We start from the raw sequence: 16,911 nt of genomic DNA on the forward strand, positions 1-16,911 counted from the left end.
TTTTTGAGTGATTGAATGTTAAATTTAACACTCAATATCCTCATTCACTCATTCTCTCATTCACTCATTCTATTATTCCATCATTCTATCACTAATTCACCACAGGCAGCTTATAATATTGCGGTTTTTTTTCTTCCTCAAAAACAACATGCTCGAAATCCGTAACCACATTATATAACGTATCGCGTTCTATTGCTTTTCTGCCTACTTGTTTGATCAGATTCACCAATTCTTTAGTACTCATTGCAGGTGTTTGCTCTTCTGCACCGGCCATAGAGTATATTTTTGTGGTATCATCTAAAGTTCCGTCAATATCATCTACACCATAATTTAAGGATAACTGAGCGGTTTCGCGACTGATCATTGCCCAATAAGCTTTAATGTGATCGAAGTTATCCATATAGATACGGGCAATGGCATAATTTCTTAAATCTTCAATTACTGAAGATTCAGGCACATTGCTCATCTGGTTATGCTGATTTCTGAATTTTAGCGGAATAAAAGTCTGGAAACCACCAGTACGGTCTTGCAGTTCCCTTAGTTTCTCCATGTGATCTACGCGGTGCCAGTATTTTTCGATATGCCCATAAAGCATGGTCGCATTACTGCGCATGCCCAGTTTGTGCCATTCTTCATGTATATCTAACCATTGCTGACCAGTACATTTATCTTTGGCAATCTGCTCCCTGATCTCTGGATGGAAAATTTCTGCCCCACCACCTGGTATCGATTCCAATCCGGCTTCTTTCATCAAACGCATACCTGTTGCGTAATCGATTTTAGCTTTTTTGAAAATATAGTGGTACTCTACAGGCGTTAATGCTTTTACATGCAGATCAGGACGGTGTTGTTTAATAGCCGTGAATAATGCAGAATAAAATGCCACATCGTATTGTGGAAGCACGCCCCCAACAATATGTACCTCCGTTACCGGTTCACCATCGTATTTTTTAACGATATCGAGCATTTGCTCCATCGTTAAAGCCCAGCCTTCTTCTTTTTGTTTAATTAAACGGGAGTACGAGCAAAATTTGCAGTCGTAAACGCAAAGATTGGTAGGTTCTAAGTGAAAGTTTCGGTTAAAATAAGTTTTATCGCCGTGTTTTTTCTCACGTATGTAATTGGCGAGGACACCGAGGTAACCTAGTTCAGCCTGTTCATAAAGGTAAACACCTTCATCAAATGTAATCCGTTCTCCGTGAAGAACTTTGTGTGCTATGTTTTGTAATTCAGTTGATAAATTGGTATCAGCTAATATTTGTTCAACTTGCTCAGTTGTATTCATTCCTGATTTATTTTGAACAAAAATACAATAATGGGGCGATTTGAAAATCATTTTCTTGTAACAAACCGTGATTTTTGAATGTCAATCTTAATAATTAACCACAGATGAACACGGATAAACGCAGATATTGATTGCTTTTATTTTGTAAAATCTCTTGGCATCGTCATCTCGACTGAACGCAGTGGAATGGAGAGATCTATCTTTATAGATTTCTCGACTTCGTTGCACTTCGCTCGAAATGACGACGCTTTAGAGGAAACTATAAAGATAGATCAGTAACGGTTACAAAAAAAGCACCTCTTTTCAGAAGTGCTCTTATTATGTTTTTCACAGGTAAATCTAATTATCTCGCTGCAGGGGTAAAGGTTAATACGATATTTGCAGTTTTACCACCAAATTCGATTGGCGATTTTAAGATCATTTGTGTGCTGGAAAGATCAGTTAACACTAAACGATAACCTTCTGTTACGTTTTTAGCTTTATCACCTTCAAATATTTTTTTGAACTGAAAAGTCTGGTCTTTAGGTGCAGCCGACCAGAATATAGTCTGCATTACCGAACCACAAGTGCTTGATGCTGGTAAAGTGTAAGAACCATTACCACTATTGGTTAAATTCCATGTACTTCCCTGGAAACATTTGTACGATTTCTCTCCAAATAATCCTTGAACAGCCCCATCAGGCAAACCTTCTAAAGCCACATTACTTACTACCCAGTCGCGAACAACTGTACCTCTGCTACCTGTTACTCCTGCAGTTACTCTTTTTGCAGTATTACAACTTTGTAACATTACTAAAGTAGAACATGCTATTGCGATAGCTATAAATAATCTTTTCATTTTTTGTTTAATTAAATTTCGACAAACTTGTTACATAAATCTTGCCAAAACCATTACGAACCTTAAATTAGCGCCAAATTATTAAATTGCTCCCGATATCATTTCGATTAAAATCAATTATTATGAAACCCGAAACCCTTGCTATTCACGCTTCTAATCTCGTAAAAAGTACTACAGGTGATGTTACGCTGCCAATTAATCTATCAACCACTTTTTTTCGTAGCGAAGATGGTGGTTATCCCGGTGGGCACATGTATAGCAGGGTAAGTAATCCAAACCGGTCTGCTTTAGAAAACACTATAGCAAAATTAGAATATGGCGAAGATGCAGCTGCTTTTTCTTCGGGTAATACCTGTGGACTGGCCATGTTTCAGGCTTTAAAACCAGGTAGCCATATTATAGCACCAGATGATATGTATTGGGGCATAAAAAAACAATTACTTACTATTTTTAACGATAGTTTGGAATTTGATTTTGTTGATCAAACGGATTTAAATCTGATACAATCAAGCATTAAGCCCAATACTAAACTGATCTGGATCGAAACCCCTTCTAATCCATTACTAAAGGTTACAGATATTGAAGAAATTGCCAGAATTGCTAAAGCAAAAAATATCACCCTGGTTTGCGACAGCACCTTTGCCTCTCCAATTTTACAGAATCCAATATTATTGGGTGCCGATATAGTAATGCACAGCAGTACCAAATATTTAGGAGGCCATAGTGATGTGCTTGGTGGGATTTTAATTACGGCCAAAAAAGATGAATTATGGGAGCGCATCAAAAATATACAACAAACCGGTGGTGCCGTACCCTCTCCTTTTGATTGCTTTTTATTAACCCGTAGCATTAAAACCCTGGCTTACCGCATGAAAGGCCATTGCGAAAACGGCAAAAAAGTAGCCGACTATTTAAACGGACATCCGAATGTTGAAGCTGTATTTTATCCTGGGTTGGAAAGTCACCCACAACATGAAATTGCAAAAAAACAGATGAAAGATTTTGGCGGGATGATGTCGTTTTTAGTTAAGGGCGATGCTGAAGCTGCTCATAAAGTGGCAAATAAAGTTCAGCTATTTGCACAGGCTACCAGTTTAGGTGGTGTAGAGAGTTTGATAGAACACCGTTATTCAGTAGAAGGACCGGATAGTAAAACGCCAAAAAATTTACTCCGTATTTCAGTAGGATTAGAGCATGTAGACGATATTATTGCCGATTTAGCGCAGGCGTTAGGTTAAAGTATAAAACCTATGAGGTCTTTAAGACCTTATAGGTTTCTAGTTATTTCGAACCTTTGTTGCTAAACCCGATTGCAGCGATATCCTTTTTGGCTGTCACCCTGAGCGAAGTCGAAGGGTAGCCAAAAAGATAAAGCGTAAAGCGGGACTGCAATCTCCTAAGGACTACAGTACCCTAATTTTCCAAAACTTACTTAGGATTACAAATCGTGGTCAACTTTAACGAATAGTTAGCCTCCAGTGGTTCGTTAGTTTGCGCTAAACGTTGAGAACCGGTATTGGCAGGACAAGCAATATCCCCTGCTGCATCATAAACCAATTTATTTCCATCTGCTAATAATCCTTTTGGTACATAAACCTGCACTTTGGTAATTGAATAACCAGAAGGAAAATAACGCACATAATAACCGTCAGGGTGTTTCGTCCAGATGCCACTTGGCACATCACTTCTCGGCGGAGCCATCCCCGCTATAATAGCATATCTTTCCATATCGGCATAAGTATAATTCCCAGATGACACCAGTTGGCGGATATTATTTTCTGCTTCAAAAACAGCTTTCATTCCTGAAGGTAACTGGTCTTTAGCTTTTTCCATTACATCAAAAGGTAAAATGCCTAAAGCGCCTCCTTCCAATTGCGTAAGTTGTTTTGGCGTTAACAATTTCATTGCAGTTACTTTAACTTGTCCGTTAAAATCGGCAAATTTTGTTCTGGCAATAATGGTCCAAAGTAAAGCCTGGATATCATGCTGTTCTACTTCAGGATGTTTCTCTGCACTTTTTAATATCGCAACTACAATTTCTTCTTTCGAGCCTAAAACTGGGGCAAACATGTAACCATCGCCCTTTGATGGCGCAAAAGTTCCGGCTTTCAGGCAGTAGCTTTTGTTGGTCATTTCGTACAAACCCTCACAGAGTACAAAACCGCCATCTGAATTTTTAGGCAGTAAATACAAGGGCTGAGCTTTTAAATTTAATGAATTAATGAAATCAGGCAGTTTTTCGCCATCCCTGTTTACATCCTCAAAGTTGGTGGTAATGGCAGCTGGCTGTTTTAAAAACCTGTCTACGCCTAAAGCTTTAGCACCCTGAGCAGTACCGACTTTCAATAATTTATCTTTTAAACCTCCGAATTGGGCGTTTGCATTAGTTAAACACATCCCCGTGAATAGCAGGCCTAAGCCTAGAACTGTTATATTTTTCATCATAATTATATTTAGATAGGTCACACAAACTTAGAATTTTAAGTGTTAATTTTTATATTAAAAGTTTTAATTTGCCGCAATACAATAAAATACATTACTCATTTCCAAACGATTAACAAAAATTCAAAATTTTATTTTGTGAATTAAAATTAAATTCAGACATTTGAAATATTATTTGGTAGAAAGCTAAATAAAAGTCAATCTTCGCAGGTTGATTTATAAAGAAGTGGCGAGAGACTGGCTCGATGACCCACTGGCAACCCTCAGAAAGAGAAGGTGCCAATTCCTGACCGGATAATATGGTGTTATCTGGAGATATAAATGAAAACTGATGAAAACATTAAATCTTCAATCGCTAAGCGACCCCAGTGCAAACCTTAAAAATTTAGAACAAACTTCTATTTTTACTTTTTTCAATAGGTGTGCAATTACTTGTATGTGCTGTTGCATACAGTAATCTAAAAAATCTTCCTTTTTTGTTTCTTTCAAACTGGAAGGTCCCGAAACATCGGGATACGCCCTGCTAGGTTTTAAAATCAACCTAAATCACTACGTCTCATCAATAAATAAAACAGAAATCATGTCAACATCATATAAATTTGAAACTTTACAATTACACGCTGGTCAGGAAATAGACCCAACAACAGGTTCAAGGGCTGTGCCGATTTACCAAACTACTTCTTATGGATTTAAAAACGCTGAGCATGGCGCCAACTTATTTGCTTTAAAAGAGTTTGGCAACATTTACACCAGGATCATGAATCCGACTAATGATGTTTTCGAAAAACGTATTGCAGCTTTAGAAGGCGGCGTAGCTGCTTTGGCGGTAGCTTCAGGACAGGCTGCACAGTTTATTGCATTGAATAACATTTTAGAAGCTGGAGATAGTATTGTTTCTTCTTCGCACATTTACGGTGGAACTTATAACCAGTTTAAAGTTGCTTTTAAACGTTTAGGTATCCATGTCGATTTTGCGAATCCAGATGTACCTGACGAATTTGAAGCTAAAATTACCGATAAAACGAAAGCCATCTATCTCGAAACCATCGGCAACCCGGCATTTAGTGTTCCTGATTTTGAGAAAATTGCTGCAATTGCAAAGAAATACGATTTACCTTTAGTTGTTGATAATACTTTTGGCGCAGGAGGTTATTTGTTTAAGCCTTTAGAACATGGAGCAAACATTGTTGTAGAATCTGCAACGAAATGGATTGGCGGACACGGCACAAGCATTGGTGGTGTGATCATTGATGGCGGAAACTATAACTGGGGCAATGGTAAATTCCATCAATTCTCTGAACCATCAGCAGGTTATCATGGTTTGGTTTTCAGCGATGTTTTCGGCATCGGCGGACCATTTGGCAACATCCAGTTTATCATCCGTGCACGTGTGGAAGGATTAAGAGATCTTGGTCCTGCCCTATCCCCTTTTAATTCTTTCCTTTTATTGCAGGGCTTAGAAACCTTATCGCTCCGTGTACAACGCCATGTTGATAATGCTTTAGAACTGGCTACCTGGTTAGAAAATCATCCATTGGTTCAGGAAGTACAATATCCGGGATTAGCGAGTAGCAAATATAATAACCTGGCAAAAAAATATTTAAGTAACGGCTTCGGTGCAGTTTTATCTTTCGAATTAAAAGGAAGTAAAGAAAATGCCACACAGGTTATTGATAATTTAAAACTGGTTTCTCACCTCGCAAACGTTGGCGATGCAAAAACGTTGATTATCCAGCCATCGGCAACCACACATCAACAATTGAGTGAAGATGAGCAATTAGCCGCAGGTGTAAAACCAAACGCATTACGGGTTTCAGTCGGTATTGAGCATATTGATGACATTAAGGCCGATTTCGAGCAGGCTTTTGCATCTATTCACGCTCAGGTTTCTACAGATAGTTTATTAGCCTAGTCCCGTTCATTTTCCGAATACAACATAACAATGAGTACAGCATCAACGTATAATTATAATAAACAGTTCAAATTAGAGAGCGGAAAAAAAATCCGCAACCTGCAAATTGCTTATCAAACTTATGGCAAATTAAATGCAAATAAAGATAATGTAATTTGGGTTTGCCACGCACTGACTGCCAATGCTGATGTTTTTGAATGGTGGGAAGGTTTGTTCGGTCAGAATGCTTTGTTCAACCCGGAAGATCATTATATCGTTTGTGCCAATGTTTTAGGCTCGCATTATGGCAGCACCAACCCATTAAGTACCAATCCGGTAACAGGTTTACCTTATTACCTTTCGTTTCCGCAGTTTACGATCCGCGATTTAGTATCGGCACATCAGTTATTGGCTTCACATTTAGGTATTGATTATATTAAATTATTAATCGGTGGTTCTTTGGGTGGGCAACAAGCTGTAGAATGGAGTATTTCGGAACCGAATAAAATCGAAAACCTAATCCTGATTGCCACCAATGCGGCGCATTCTCCATGGGGAATTGCGTTTAACGAAAGTCAGCGTTTAGCCATTACCACAGATAGAACTTTTTATGCCAACCAACCGAACGGAGGTAGCAAGGGTTTAAAAACTGCCCGTAGTATTGCACTTTTAAGTTACAGAACGTATAGTGCTTATGGCAGTACGCAGGTAGAAAGTGTAAACGATAAGACTGACAATTTCAGGTCGTCTTCTTACCAGAATTATCAGGGAGAAAAGTTAATCAACCGCTTTAATGCTTACAGTTATTATTATTTAACGAAAGCTATGGACAGCCACAATGTGGGCCGTAACCGAAAAAGTATTGGCGATGCACTAAAACTAATCAGCGCCAATACACTGGTAATCGGAATAGAAAATGATGTTTTGTTTCCTTTATCGGAGCAAAAATATCTGGCAGATCATATCCCTGGGGCAGAATTTTGCGCCTTGCATTCTGATTATGGACATGATGGTTTTTTAATCGAAACAGATGCTTTGACTAACGTCATCGGAAACTTTATGAAGGAAAGCCGTAATAAAAAAATCATCAAATTACAGCATACGGCCTAAAAAGGTTGAGGTTTAGGGTTTAGGGTGAAAAATAAAAAGAATAGCTAATATCTGTACTATCAAATTCACCAAAAAATAATATAAAATAAATACAGTTAATCGGTGTAATCTGTTTATCTGTGTAATCAATCTAAAATAATGAGTAAGAATTTAAAAATCGGTTTATTTGGTTTCGGCGTTGTAGGGCAAGGTTTATTGGACATTATCCAAAGCCAGAACCTGAACCTGGAGATCATTAAAATCGCGATAAAAGACCCAAGAAAGAAACGTAGCCTCAATAAGGATCTGTTTACTACGGACCGCAACGAAATACTGAACAATACAGAAATTAATACAATTGTAGAATTGATTAATGATGCCGATGCTGCCTACGAAATTGTAACTAATGCGTTAAAAAACGGTAAAAATGTAGTCTCGGCCAATAAAAAAATGATCGCCACACACTTAAAAGAACTGGTAGATTTACAACAGGAATATGGCACTTCCCTATTGTACGAAGGTGCTGTTTGTGGCAGTATTCCAATTATCCGTAATTTAGAAGAATATTACGATAATGAGTTATTCCATGCTTTGAGTGGGATTTTTAATGGCTCATCTAATTATATTTTATCAAAAATATTCAACGAAGGACAAAGTTACGATTCGGCATTAAAAGAAGCGCAGGATTTAGGTTTCGCAGAAACCGATCCAATTTTAGACGTGGGAGGTTATGATCCAAAATATAAACTGGCCATTGCTACCGTACATGCTTATGGTTTATTTGTAAATCCTGATGCGATTTTAAACATTGGTATACAGAACCTTTCTGATTACGACATTAAATATGCACGTGAGAAAAATTTCAAAATTAAGTTGGTTCCCACAGCACGTAAGGTCAATACAAAAGATATTGTGACCTATGTACTCCCTAAACTGGTAGCTAAAGATGATTTTCTCTACAACGTAGAAAACGAGTACAATGCAGTTGCAGTTCAGGCAGCTTTTGCTGATAAACAGTTTTTCTATGGTAAAGGTGCGGGTGGCCATCCTACTGGTGCTGCTGTACTATCTGATATTGCAGCCCTGCGTTACGATTACCGTTACGAGTATAAAAAATACCACTCAGAGAATGGTGTAAAACATACAGAAGAAATTCTTTTAGAAGTTTATTTGCGTTATGCGGATGAAGATCTGATTACCCTATTGGAATTTGATAACATTAGTGAACGTTATGCAGCCAGCAGTTATAAATATGTAGTTGGAACGGTTAAGTTAGAAAGTTTGATTAAAAACCGGGACTTACTATTGGATGAATCTGTTTTTGTGGCCTACACAGGCAGACAAATTTACAAACAGGAGCAATTGAGTGAAAATGTTTTTGCCGAGGAGCTGGCAAGCCTATAACTTATTTTTAAGGTTATTTTTTTTATTTGTTTTGTTGTTAAGTACAAAGGCCGGAGCGAGTCCGGCCTTTTGCGGTTTACTTAAAATTTTCTAAAATACGTTGCCTGTCTTCATTTTCCTTATCGTTTTTATGATAAAGCTCAATAAAAACTATCTTTTTTTCTTCTTCGAAATAAGCATAGATTAATCTCAAACCAGAGTTTACCCCGCGGCCTTTTAAAGATTTGCAGGCCATCTTTTTTATTTTAATCACACAGGTATTAATACCTAAGTTATCTATTGTAAAGCTAAATGGTGGCTGCTGACTTGGCCTAACATTTATAATTGTCTTTACCATTTCCAAGTCGTCATTTAATGTTCGATACTTTTTTAATAGAAATTTCAAATCCCTATTAAATTCGGTGAGTGAATCGAAATGCATACATTAATTATCATCTTCGTCATACACCCTTACAGAATATGGCAACTCTCTATAGAATGCGAGTTCGTAGCTAATATCCTTACCTTCTTCTGTAACTTCCCAAGGTAAATCTTTATGCGAATAATCGCTTATAGCTATAGCCGACCAATCGCTCATTTGTTCGATCACTTTATCTATAACATCTTTTTCACTTGCCTTGAGTAAGGTTAAATCAGCTTTTACAAGTGGCAGATAGCGCTTTTGTGGGTAACCTTTAAATTCTGTTTTTATTCGCTGAAGCTGATTTGCATCTATCATTTGATTGATAATCGCATCTAACTTTTGAGGAACAGGGCCATAAGGCAACTTTTTATACTTCGCACCTGTTAAATGCTCTTCATATAATTCATAATAATTAAAATCAGAAAAATAAAGGAGTTTATACAGTACGGTTTCGCCAACATTAGGCTTACCTGCACAACGTTCTAAAATATAAAGCAAAACGTTTTTAAACTTATTGATATTTAAAGTTGGAACAGAAATACGTTCTTCTACAAGCTCTTCGTTTGTTTCATCAGGTAATTTTAAGCTTTGATTGGCTAGAAAATCTTTGGTCATAAAATCATCGAGAGAGAAACCCAGAACTACAGATAACCGTTGCATTTCGCTTAAGCTAACACTCCTGTTTCCTAATTCTATTTGTGCCAGGGAAGGCCTTGAAATCGTAATACTTTTTGCCAGATCCTCTTGAGAGAAACCTTTACTTAAACGTAGGTTAGCTATTCTCTCACCAATTTCCTTTTTAGATAGTTCGTACCTCATAAATCAAAGATACGATTTGTTTTAAAACCAAACAACAGCATGATCTATTTAAGAACAAACAGTAAATCAAACCCCTAATATTTTAATCTTGTATATTTTATAATTACTTTACCTTAATGTATTTCTCAATAATCACCCGGTCTACCATTGCTGCTTCCACCTTCTCTACACCTTTCTGAATCAAAGTATCGTTATGGATGGTGAGTTTGAACTTAAAAGTCTTACCCTCCCAGTTTTTATCCTTATAATATTCCAGATGCTCGGTATAATCATCTTTATCTAAAACAAAAGTTCCACCACCGGCATCAAAGTTAGTGCTATCTTTAACATCAAGGCTGTGCCTTAAAAATGCAAAATGGCTGTGATTGAGAATTTTGATCATTTTCAGTTTACCCGAATAATCTGTGGTTTTACTTTTTCCATTTTCGATGGTTGTAGCCGATAGTAACTGCCATGTACCCTGAATATTAAGCTCCTGATCATTTTCGTTTTTACCAGAACAGGAAAATATTGAAAGTACTGCGAGTAGCATTAAAATATTTCTCATAATTTATTATTTGGCTGTTTTAATATTAGCCTCTGCCCGCCATTTTAATGAGTTTGTGGGCAAGATCTTTACCCAGGTATCCATCAATAATGGCATGTACTCCATATAAAATTGGGGTCATTAAAATAGCCACCGCGAATTTATAAGTATAATTCACCAAACCTATTGCGGCAACCATTTGCCAGCTGTAGTGATACTGAGGATTTAAATAAAAGGCAATAAAGATGACCACAAAGCTATCAATCAATTGCGATACCAGCGTTGAGCCCGTAGCACGCAGCCATAACGCGCGTTCGCCCGTTATCTTTTTAATCCGGTGAAAAATCAAAACATCGGATAGCTGTCCTATAATAAAAGCCGTAATTGAACCTACAATAATCCACATGCCCTGACCAAAAATCCCTGCAAATGCATTGTTCATATTTAAGTCTTCACCATTAATTTTTTGGTGTACCCAAAAATCGGCAGCGCTTAAATGCATAGAGCCCCAAACCACTATAAAGGCGAATGCGATTAAAATTGAGGTGAGGACAGATAAAAAACGGACTTGCTTTACACCAAAATATTCATTTATAATATCTGTCATGATGAAAATGATCGGCCAGGTTAATACTCCTGCTGACATGACAAAGGATAGATGCGGAACGCCCAGTAAATTAATATCGAACTTTTTAAAACCCAGCGTTTCTTCGACACTGAATAGCTTAACTCCAATAAACTCTGATAATATAGCGTTTGCCACGAAAAAGCTACCCAGAATGAGTAGTAAACGGCTTTCTTTTGTCTTAAAAGTCATAGACTATAAATCTATAAATAAATAGCAGATTTAACATAACAATCATTATATTTTTAACACAGGAGCACAAAGATTACGCGGTTGCCAAATTGTACACTATTTTAATTTATTTATCTTCAAAATATGATTTTTACAATCGTTCGACTGTAAAAATAGGTTAACAACTTAAATCTCACAATCTTTGCGCCATCAAAATCCGGTAATCTTCATGGCTAAAAAACAACACTTCTATCTCATACTCATTTTAGGTTCTTTGGCGGCACTTGGCCCTTTTTCCATCGACATGTACCTGCCCGGTTTTGTTGATATTGCCAAGGATTTGAGAAGCAATGAATCAACGGTAGCCCTTTCACTTTCGAGTTTTTTTATCGGGATTTCTGCCGGCCAGTTATTATATGGTCCGCTTCTGGATAAATTTGGAAGAAAGAAACCGCTATATTTTGGTCTGGCACTTTATATCCTTTCCTCTTTTCTTTGTTTGGCAGTGACAGACGTTAATGAATTAATTATTTTACGTTTTGTGCAGGCTATTGGAAGCTGTGCCACGGCTGTAGCCTCAGTTGCTATGGTAAGAGATCTGTTTTCAGTAGAAGAAAGCCCGAAGGTATTTGCTTCCTTGATGTTGGTTATCGCTGTTTCGCCTATGCTTGCCCCAACAGCAGGTGGTTACTTAATTTCGGCATTAGGTTGGAAATATGTATTTGTGTTTTTAGGATTGATGGCGATTTTAATGCTCCTGGCTTCCATTTTCAAACTGCCCGAAAGTTATAAGCCTGATCCGAATTACTCTTTAAAACCAAAGCCAATTTTAACCAATTTCTTTACCGTTTTAAAAGAACCTCAATTTTATACTTATGCTTTAATCAGTTCAATTACCTTTTCGGGATTATTCGCCTACGTATCATCCTCGCCTCAGGTATTTATGAAAATTTACGAAGTAAGTAAGACTGGCTACGGATGGATTTTCGCCCTGTTATCGGTATCGTTTATTGGATCAAGTCAGGTAAATAGCTTAATACTTAGATGGTTTACCAGTAAAAAAATTGTCACCTATGCACTTATTGCTCAATGTATTTTCAGTTTAATCTTTTTGGTTTTTGCGTTAAACAATTGGCTGAGTTTATATTCTACGATAGGCTTTATTGCCTTATTTTTGGCTTGCTTAGGTTTAATAAATCCAAATGCTGCTGCCTTGTCGCTCGCACCATTTACCAAAAATGCGGGTAGTGCATCGGCGTTAATGGGTGCCTTACAAATGGGATTGGGTGCTTTGGCTTCGGTTATGGTAAGTTTATTTAGTGAACACTCGGTTGTACCGATGCCTTTAGTAATGACTGCCGCGGCCTTTATTGCTTTGTGTTGTTTATTGATTGGCAGAAGGTTTATTACAACTGAAGTGGAGGCATCGCCTGATGCTGCTGTTGCAGCGCACTAGTATTATACTACAAAGACACAAAGGGGGTATCATAAATATAAAATCTCATCCTGAGGGTTAATTTATAGTAGAAGATGAATATTAGTGACAGAGGATTTTTAGTGCTATGTGCCGGCCAGGAATCGTCATTGCGAGGAGGCCTTTTCAGCCGACAAAGCAATCTTACAACTATCGCTAGTAGCGAGCGCTTTAAGATTGCTTCGTGCCTCGCAATGACGACCATTCTATTCGAGTCTATCAATATTAGCCTGTCGAAGAATCTCTTTAAATACCTTGCAAAGCATTTCGATAAGCTCAACCTGACAAGTTCGAATGGAATCACAAATATGATACGGTCTCCGTTTCTTGGTGGCAAAACTATGGTACAAATAACCTGTAAATCAAATAGCAAACAATTGTACCTACTGCTGCGATGATGAAACCGCTTAATCGTTTCTTTTTAATAAAACAGATTAAGATAATTCCGGAGATGGACACTAATGTCATCAACACTGCCGAAATATCGATAATCCACGACCAGGCCTTACCAGAATCCCTTCCTTTGTGTAAATCGTTAATCACAGCTACAGCACCAAACCTGGTTGTGGTTAATTCGTATTTACCCGTTTCGCGGTCTATAAAAGAATCGGCCAGGTAACCAGGTCCGTTAAAGGTTAAGCTCAATTCTCTGTCATCCATTCTGAAATCGCTCAATGCACCTTTAACCTCATGTTTGCTCCTAAAAAACTCAACAAGTTGTAACTTATTGATCTTATTGGTATCGGGTTGGTTTACCCATTTTAAGTTTACCGAACCAGAATCTTTAGTAACCAATTCTTTACCGGAAGTAAACCAATCTGCATGGTTTAAGGTTAAGCCCGATACTGCAAAGAAGAGCAGGATTGTAAAACTCACCATCGATAAATAAATGTGCAGCCAGCGTGATAAGCCAGCTAACCGCTTTTTCCCTTTACCTTTTCCGCTATCTTTTTTAACCTGCTTTTTTCCCAGGCCGCCAGGTGCAACCGTGATCTTATTTTTTTGCAGTTCCGATTTTTCTGTAGTCAAGAGATGCTGAGGTTAGTTCTGTATTTGGCGTTAATTCTATTTTTTTTGCTGAGCCGGTAAATTTCATTTCCTGAGCAATTACCTGATAAGTGCCGTGCTCGCGGACTACTTCAATAAAAACGGTGTAACTACCTGCTTTAACCAATTTCCCGCTATCGTCTTTTCCATCCCATGATAAGCTATATTTACCAGGCCCACGTGTAGCAGAACTCGTTGAGCTTAGTTTTCCTTCTGCTCCTTTTTTAAACTCATCGCCATTGGCACGATTCCATGATTTTAAATCAGGCAACCAACGTGGTTTATTATACCAAATGGCCAGATTGCGTACAGGTGTTTTAGCGGCATCTTCAATCCAAACGGCCACAAACGGACGACGAACACGTTTACCATCAGTAGATTCGATATTGGCAATTTCCAAATTTACAACCAACTCATACTTAGGATTCCAAAGTTTATCGGCTTTGCTAACTTTTTCTAAAACAGGAACTGGCTTATTTAAAGCAAGCTCGTAATCAGCCCATTTTTTACTTCTGATTTCTTTGCCATCTTTCGTGATTAACAAATATGCGATATCATTTCTTGTTGAAGTTAATGCTTCAATCTCGGCTAAGGAAAGTACATTAAAAGAAGTAGCCAAAGCCCCTGCTTCGCTGGCATCAGGGCCAATAACCGTTGCGCTAATTATTTCTGCAGCAGGTTTTCCTGTACGAGGATCAACAATATGCGAGTACCATTTGCCGTTTACCTTAAAACCTCTGCGGTAATTACCACTGGTTGCCACAGCCATATTCGATACTTTGATGGTTGTTAACGCAATATCGTTTTCAGCATCAGCTTTAGGGTTTGCTATTTCAATAGCTTCCGGCTGGTTTCCTTTGATAACCATATCGCCACCAATATTCACCACCACGCTTTCAATTCCGGGGCTTTGAATAGCTTTTTCGGCAGCTTTATTAATGATATAACTTTTTGCAAAAGAATTTAATGCCAATGGCGCATCATCTAAACGCGTTACGGTTTTATCCTGCTCATTTAAGATGTAATGTTTTTGTTTAACCAAGGTAACGGCATTTTGTAATGCTGCAGCTGATGGTAAATGGTTTTCGGCAGCTGCCTTTTTCCAAACATCTCCTATTACTTTAGCTGATGCATCAAGCGCACCATTGGTTAATATTTTATAGTTTTCAAACTGTTTTAGAACCTCAAACAAATCTGCCGAAACTTTAGTGGTTTGTTTACCATTGCTCATCCATTTACTAAACTCACTGTTCGCTTTATACGCACTTAAAATACCATCAAGCCTATCGATCTCATTTAATGCATGCGTTTCAGCTAAATCTGCATCTGCCTGGCTAACTGCTTTAAATTTTAATTCTAATGATGTGCCCAATACATTTTCATAATTGGAAACAAATGTTCTCAGGTCTTTTTTAGGATTAACAAATGCAGATGCACTTATTACCAATAAAAAGGCCGCGGTTAAGTGTTTAAACTTCATATTTAATGAATTATTGAGATTTCAATGCAAAGAAAAGAGTTTATTTGGAATAATTTTAAATAAGCAGCATTATATTTGAAATAATACAAAATGCAAGTTAAAATTCACTGATAACCCACTGTTTTTAGGAGACGGTTATTTAACCAGAAGGTTCAATGATTCCTGGAAGTTATTTCCCGATGCACAACAGCAATGGCACGAACATGAGCAACGCCTTTGGCATAGCTTTTTACGCTTTAAGCTTTTTTTCCTATTTTCGCTTATAAGATGCTTCATATACAATCTAAACTTCCTGGCGTAAGTACCACCATTTTTTCGGTGATGAGTAAACTTGCCACAGAACACAATGCCATTAATCTTTCTCAGGGATTTCCTGATTATGCCTGCGATCCAAAACTAATTGAATTGGTAAATAAAGCCATGAAAGATGGTTTTAATCAATATGCACCAATGCCGGGTTCTACTTTTTTAAAGGAAACCATTGCAGAGAAAGTTGAAAAACTATATCACATCAAGTATAACCCTGAAACAGAAATTACAGTCACAGCCGGTGGAACGCAAGCTATTTTTACCGCATTAGCAGCCATTATCAATGCAGGTGATGAAGTTATTATTTTCGAACCGGCTTACGATAGTTACGCACCTACCGTTAAACTTTTAGGTGGCCTGGTTAAAACCTACGAGCTTGCTCCACCTAATTATGCCATTGACTGGGATATGGTTAAGAAGTTGTTTACAGCCAGAACCAGAATGATCATCTTAAATACGCCACAAAATCCAACTGGTAGTATTTTATCGTCAGATGATATGCAATCGCTCATTAAATTAATTACAGGCACCGACATTTTAATCCTGAGCGATGAAGTTTATGAACATTTAATTTACGACGAACAAAAGCACCAAAGTGTAATGCTCTATCCGGAATTAAAGCAAAGAAGTTTTATTGTAGCTTCATTTGGCAAACTTTTGCATGCTACCGGCTGGAAGCTGGGCTATTGTTTGGCACCTGAGATATTAACCAAAGAATTTAGGAAGGTACACCAATTTAATGTTTTCAGCGTTAATAGTCCCATGCAACAAGCCATTGCCGATTACATTAAAGAGCCAAAAAATTATAGTGAAATAGGCAGTTTTTTTCAACAGAAGAGAGATTATTTCAGAAATCTTCTGGCCGAAAGTCGTTTTAAACTTTTGCCTTGTAATGGATCTTATTTTCAATGCGCAAGCTACAGTGACATTAGCGATGAAAAAGACACTGACTTTAGCATTAGGCTGATCAAGGAATTTGGAGTGGCCACCATTCCGGTTTCTGCATTTTACCAAAAAGCAACTGATCATAAAATCATCAGGTTTTGCTTTGCTAAAGAAAACGCTACACTTGCCTTAGCGGCCGGGAAATTAAAAAATGTTTAACCAG

Annotated in this window: 15 protein-coding genes and 1 riboswitch; of the genes, 6 read left to right on the top strand and 9 right to left on the bottom strand. The window is 37.7% G+C overall.

From position 1 onward, the window contains the following. Positions 1-91 precede the first annotated feature (91 nt). Both mqnE and KYH19_RS11475 read right to left on the bottom strand, forming a co-directional pair. Complete coding sequence (gene mqnE / locus KYH19_RS11470) at positions 92-1,285, bottom strand: aminofutalosine synthase MqnE (RefSeq protein ID WP_219078808.1); 1,194 nt, start codon at positions 1,283-1,285, stop codon at positions 92-94. Between the two features lie 343 nt (positions 1,286-1,628). Beyond that, entirely contained in the window at positions 1,629-2,123 is a 495-nt protein-coding gene (locus tag KYH19_RS11475) for a hypothetical protein (RefSeq protein WP_255562629.1), read from the bottom strand. A 122-nt stretch (positions 2,124-2,245) separates the two neighbouring features. On the opposite strand from KYH19_RS11475, the gene KYH19_RS11480 reads away from it, so the two are divergent. After that, entirely contained in the window at positions 2,246-3,361 is a 1,116-nt protein-coding gene (locus KYH19_RS11480; protein ID WP_219078809.1) for a PLP-dependent aspartate aminotransferase family protein, read from the top strand. A 190-nt stretch (positions 3,362-3,551) separates the two neighbouring features. Here KYH19_RS11480 and KYH19_RS11485 read toward each other — a convergent pair whose 3' ends face one another. After that, positions 3,552-4,565, bottom strand: a complete 1,014-nt coding sequence (locus tag KYH19_RS11485; protein WP_219078810.1) for a hypothetical protein — start codon at positions 4,563-4,565, stop codon at positions 3,552-3,554. Positions 4,566-4,778: 213 nt separating this feature from the next. Further along, positions 4,779-4,889: riboswitch (SAM riboswitch) on the top strand. 256 nt (positions 4,890-5,145) lie between these two features. On the opposite strand from KYH19_RS11485, the gene KYH19_RS11490 reads away from it, so the two are divergent. The 3 genes from KYH19_RS11490 (at position 5,146) to KYH19_RS11500 (ending at position 8,949) form a co-directional block, all read left to right on the top strand. Then, positions 5,146-6,477: an O-acetylhomoserine aminocarboxypropyltransferase/cysteine synthase family protein gene (locus tag KYH19_RS11490; protein ID WP_219078811.1), complete on the top strand. Its 1,332-nt coding sequence runs from the start codon at positions 5,146-5,148 to the stop codon at positions 6,475-6,477. A 30-nt stretch (positions 6,478-6,507) separates the two neighbouring features. Continuing rightward, the gene (gene metX, locus KYH19_RS11495; protein WP_132396633.1) at positions 6,508-7,566 is read left to right on the top strand and encodes a homoserine O-acetyltransferase; all 1,059 of its coding nucleotides are present in this window, start codon (positions 6,508-6,510) and stop codon (positions 7,564-7,566) included. Positions 7,567-7,704: 138 nt separating this feature from the next. After that, a complete protein-coding gene (locus tag KYH19_RS11500) occupies positions 7,705-8,949 on the top strand; it encodes a homoserine dehydrogenase (RefSeq protein ID WP_219078812.1) in 1,245 nt (414 codons plus the stop codon). Positions 8,950-9,025: 76 nt separating this feature from the next. Here KYH19_RS11500 and KYH19_RS11505 read toward each other — a convergent pair whose 3' ends face one another. From KYH19_RS11505 to KYH19_RS11520, 4 genes are all read right to left on the bottom strand, one after another. Further along, the gene (locus KYH19_RS11505; protein ID WP_219078813.1) at positions 9,026-9,334 is read right to left on the bottom strand and encodes a hypothetical protein; all 309 of its coding nucleotides are present in this window, start codon (positions 9,332-9,334) and stop codon (positions 9,026-9,028) included. 39 nt (positions 9,335-9,373) lie between these two features. Beyond that, positions 9,374-10,171, bottom strand: a complete 798-nt coding sequence (locus tag KYH19_RS11510; protein WP_219078814.1) for a type II toxin-antitoxin system antitoxin SocA domain-containing protein — start codon at positions 10,169-10,171, stop codon at positions 9,374-9,376. A 103-nt stretch (positions 10,172-10,274) separates the two neighbouring features. Further along, positions 10,275-10,718 (bottom strand): hypothetical protein, encoded by a 444-nt coding sequence (locus KYH19_RS11515; RefSeq protein ID WP_219078815.1) that lies wholly within the window; start codon positions 10,716-10,718, stop codon positions 10,275-10,277. 25 nt (positions 10,719-10,743) lie between these two features. Continuing rightward, a complete protein-coding gene (locus KYH19_RS11520) occupies positions 10,744-11,514 on the bottom strand; it encodes a queuosine precursor transporter (protein WP_219078816.1) in 771 nt (256 codons plus the stop codon). A gap of 208 nt (positions 11,515-11,722) precedes the next feature. Between KYH19_RS11520 and KYH19_RS11525 the strand changes: the two genes are divergently transcribed. Further along, on the top strand, positions 11,723-12,949 hold the full coding sequence (locus KYH19_RS11525; RefSeq protein WP_219078817.1) for a multidrug effflux MFS transporter: 1,227 nt from the start codon (positions 11,723-11,725) through the stop codon (positions 12,947-12,949). A gap of 357 nt (positions 12,950-13,306) precedes the next feature. Here the strand turns inward: KYH19_RS11525 and KYH19_RS11530 are convergent, their stop codons facing one another. Next, on the bottom strand, positions 13,307-13,996 hold the full coding sequence (locus tag KYH19_RS11530; protein WP_219078818.1) for a PepSY-associated TM helix domain-containing protein: 690 nt from the start codon (positions 13,994-13,996) through the stop codon (positions 13,307-13,309). Then, positions 13,962-15,494, bottom strand: coding sequence for a DUF2271 domain-containing protein (locus KYH19_RS11535; protein WP_219078819.1), 1,533 nt, complete (start codon positions 15,492-15,494; stop codon positions 13,962-13,964). The genes KYH19_RS11530 and KYH19_RS11535 overlap by 35 nt, the downstream gene beginning before the upstream one ends. A 267-nt stretch (positions 15,495-15,761) precedes the next feature. On the opposite strand from KYH19_RS11535, the gene KYH19_RS11540 reads away from it, so the two are divergent. Continuing rightward, positions 15,762-16,907, top strand: a complete 1,146-nt coding sequence (locus KYH19_RS11540) for a methionine aminotransferase (protein ID WP_219078820.1) — start codon at positions 15,762-15,764, stop codon at positions 16,905-16,907. Positions 16,908-16,911 lie beyond the last annotated feature (4 nt).

Source organism: Pedobacter sp. D749, assembly GCF_019317285.1.
Classification (GTDB): Bacteria; Bacteroidota; Bacteroidia; order Sphingobacteriales; family Sphingobacteriaceae; genus Pedobacter.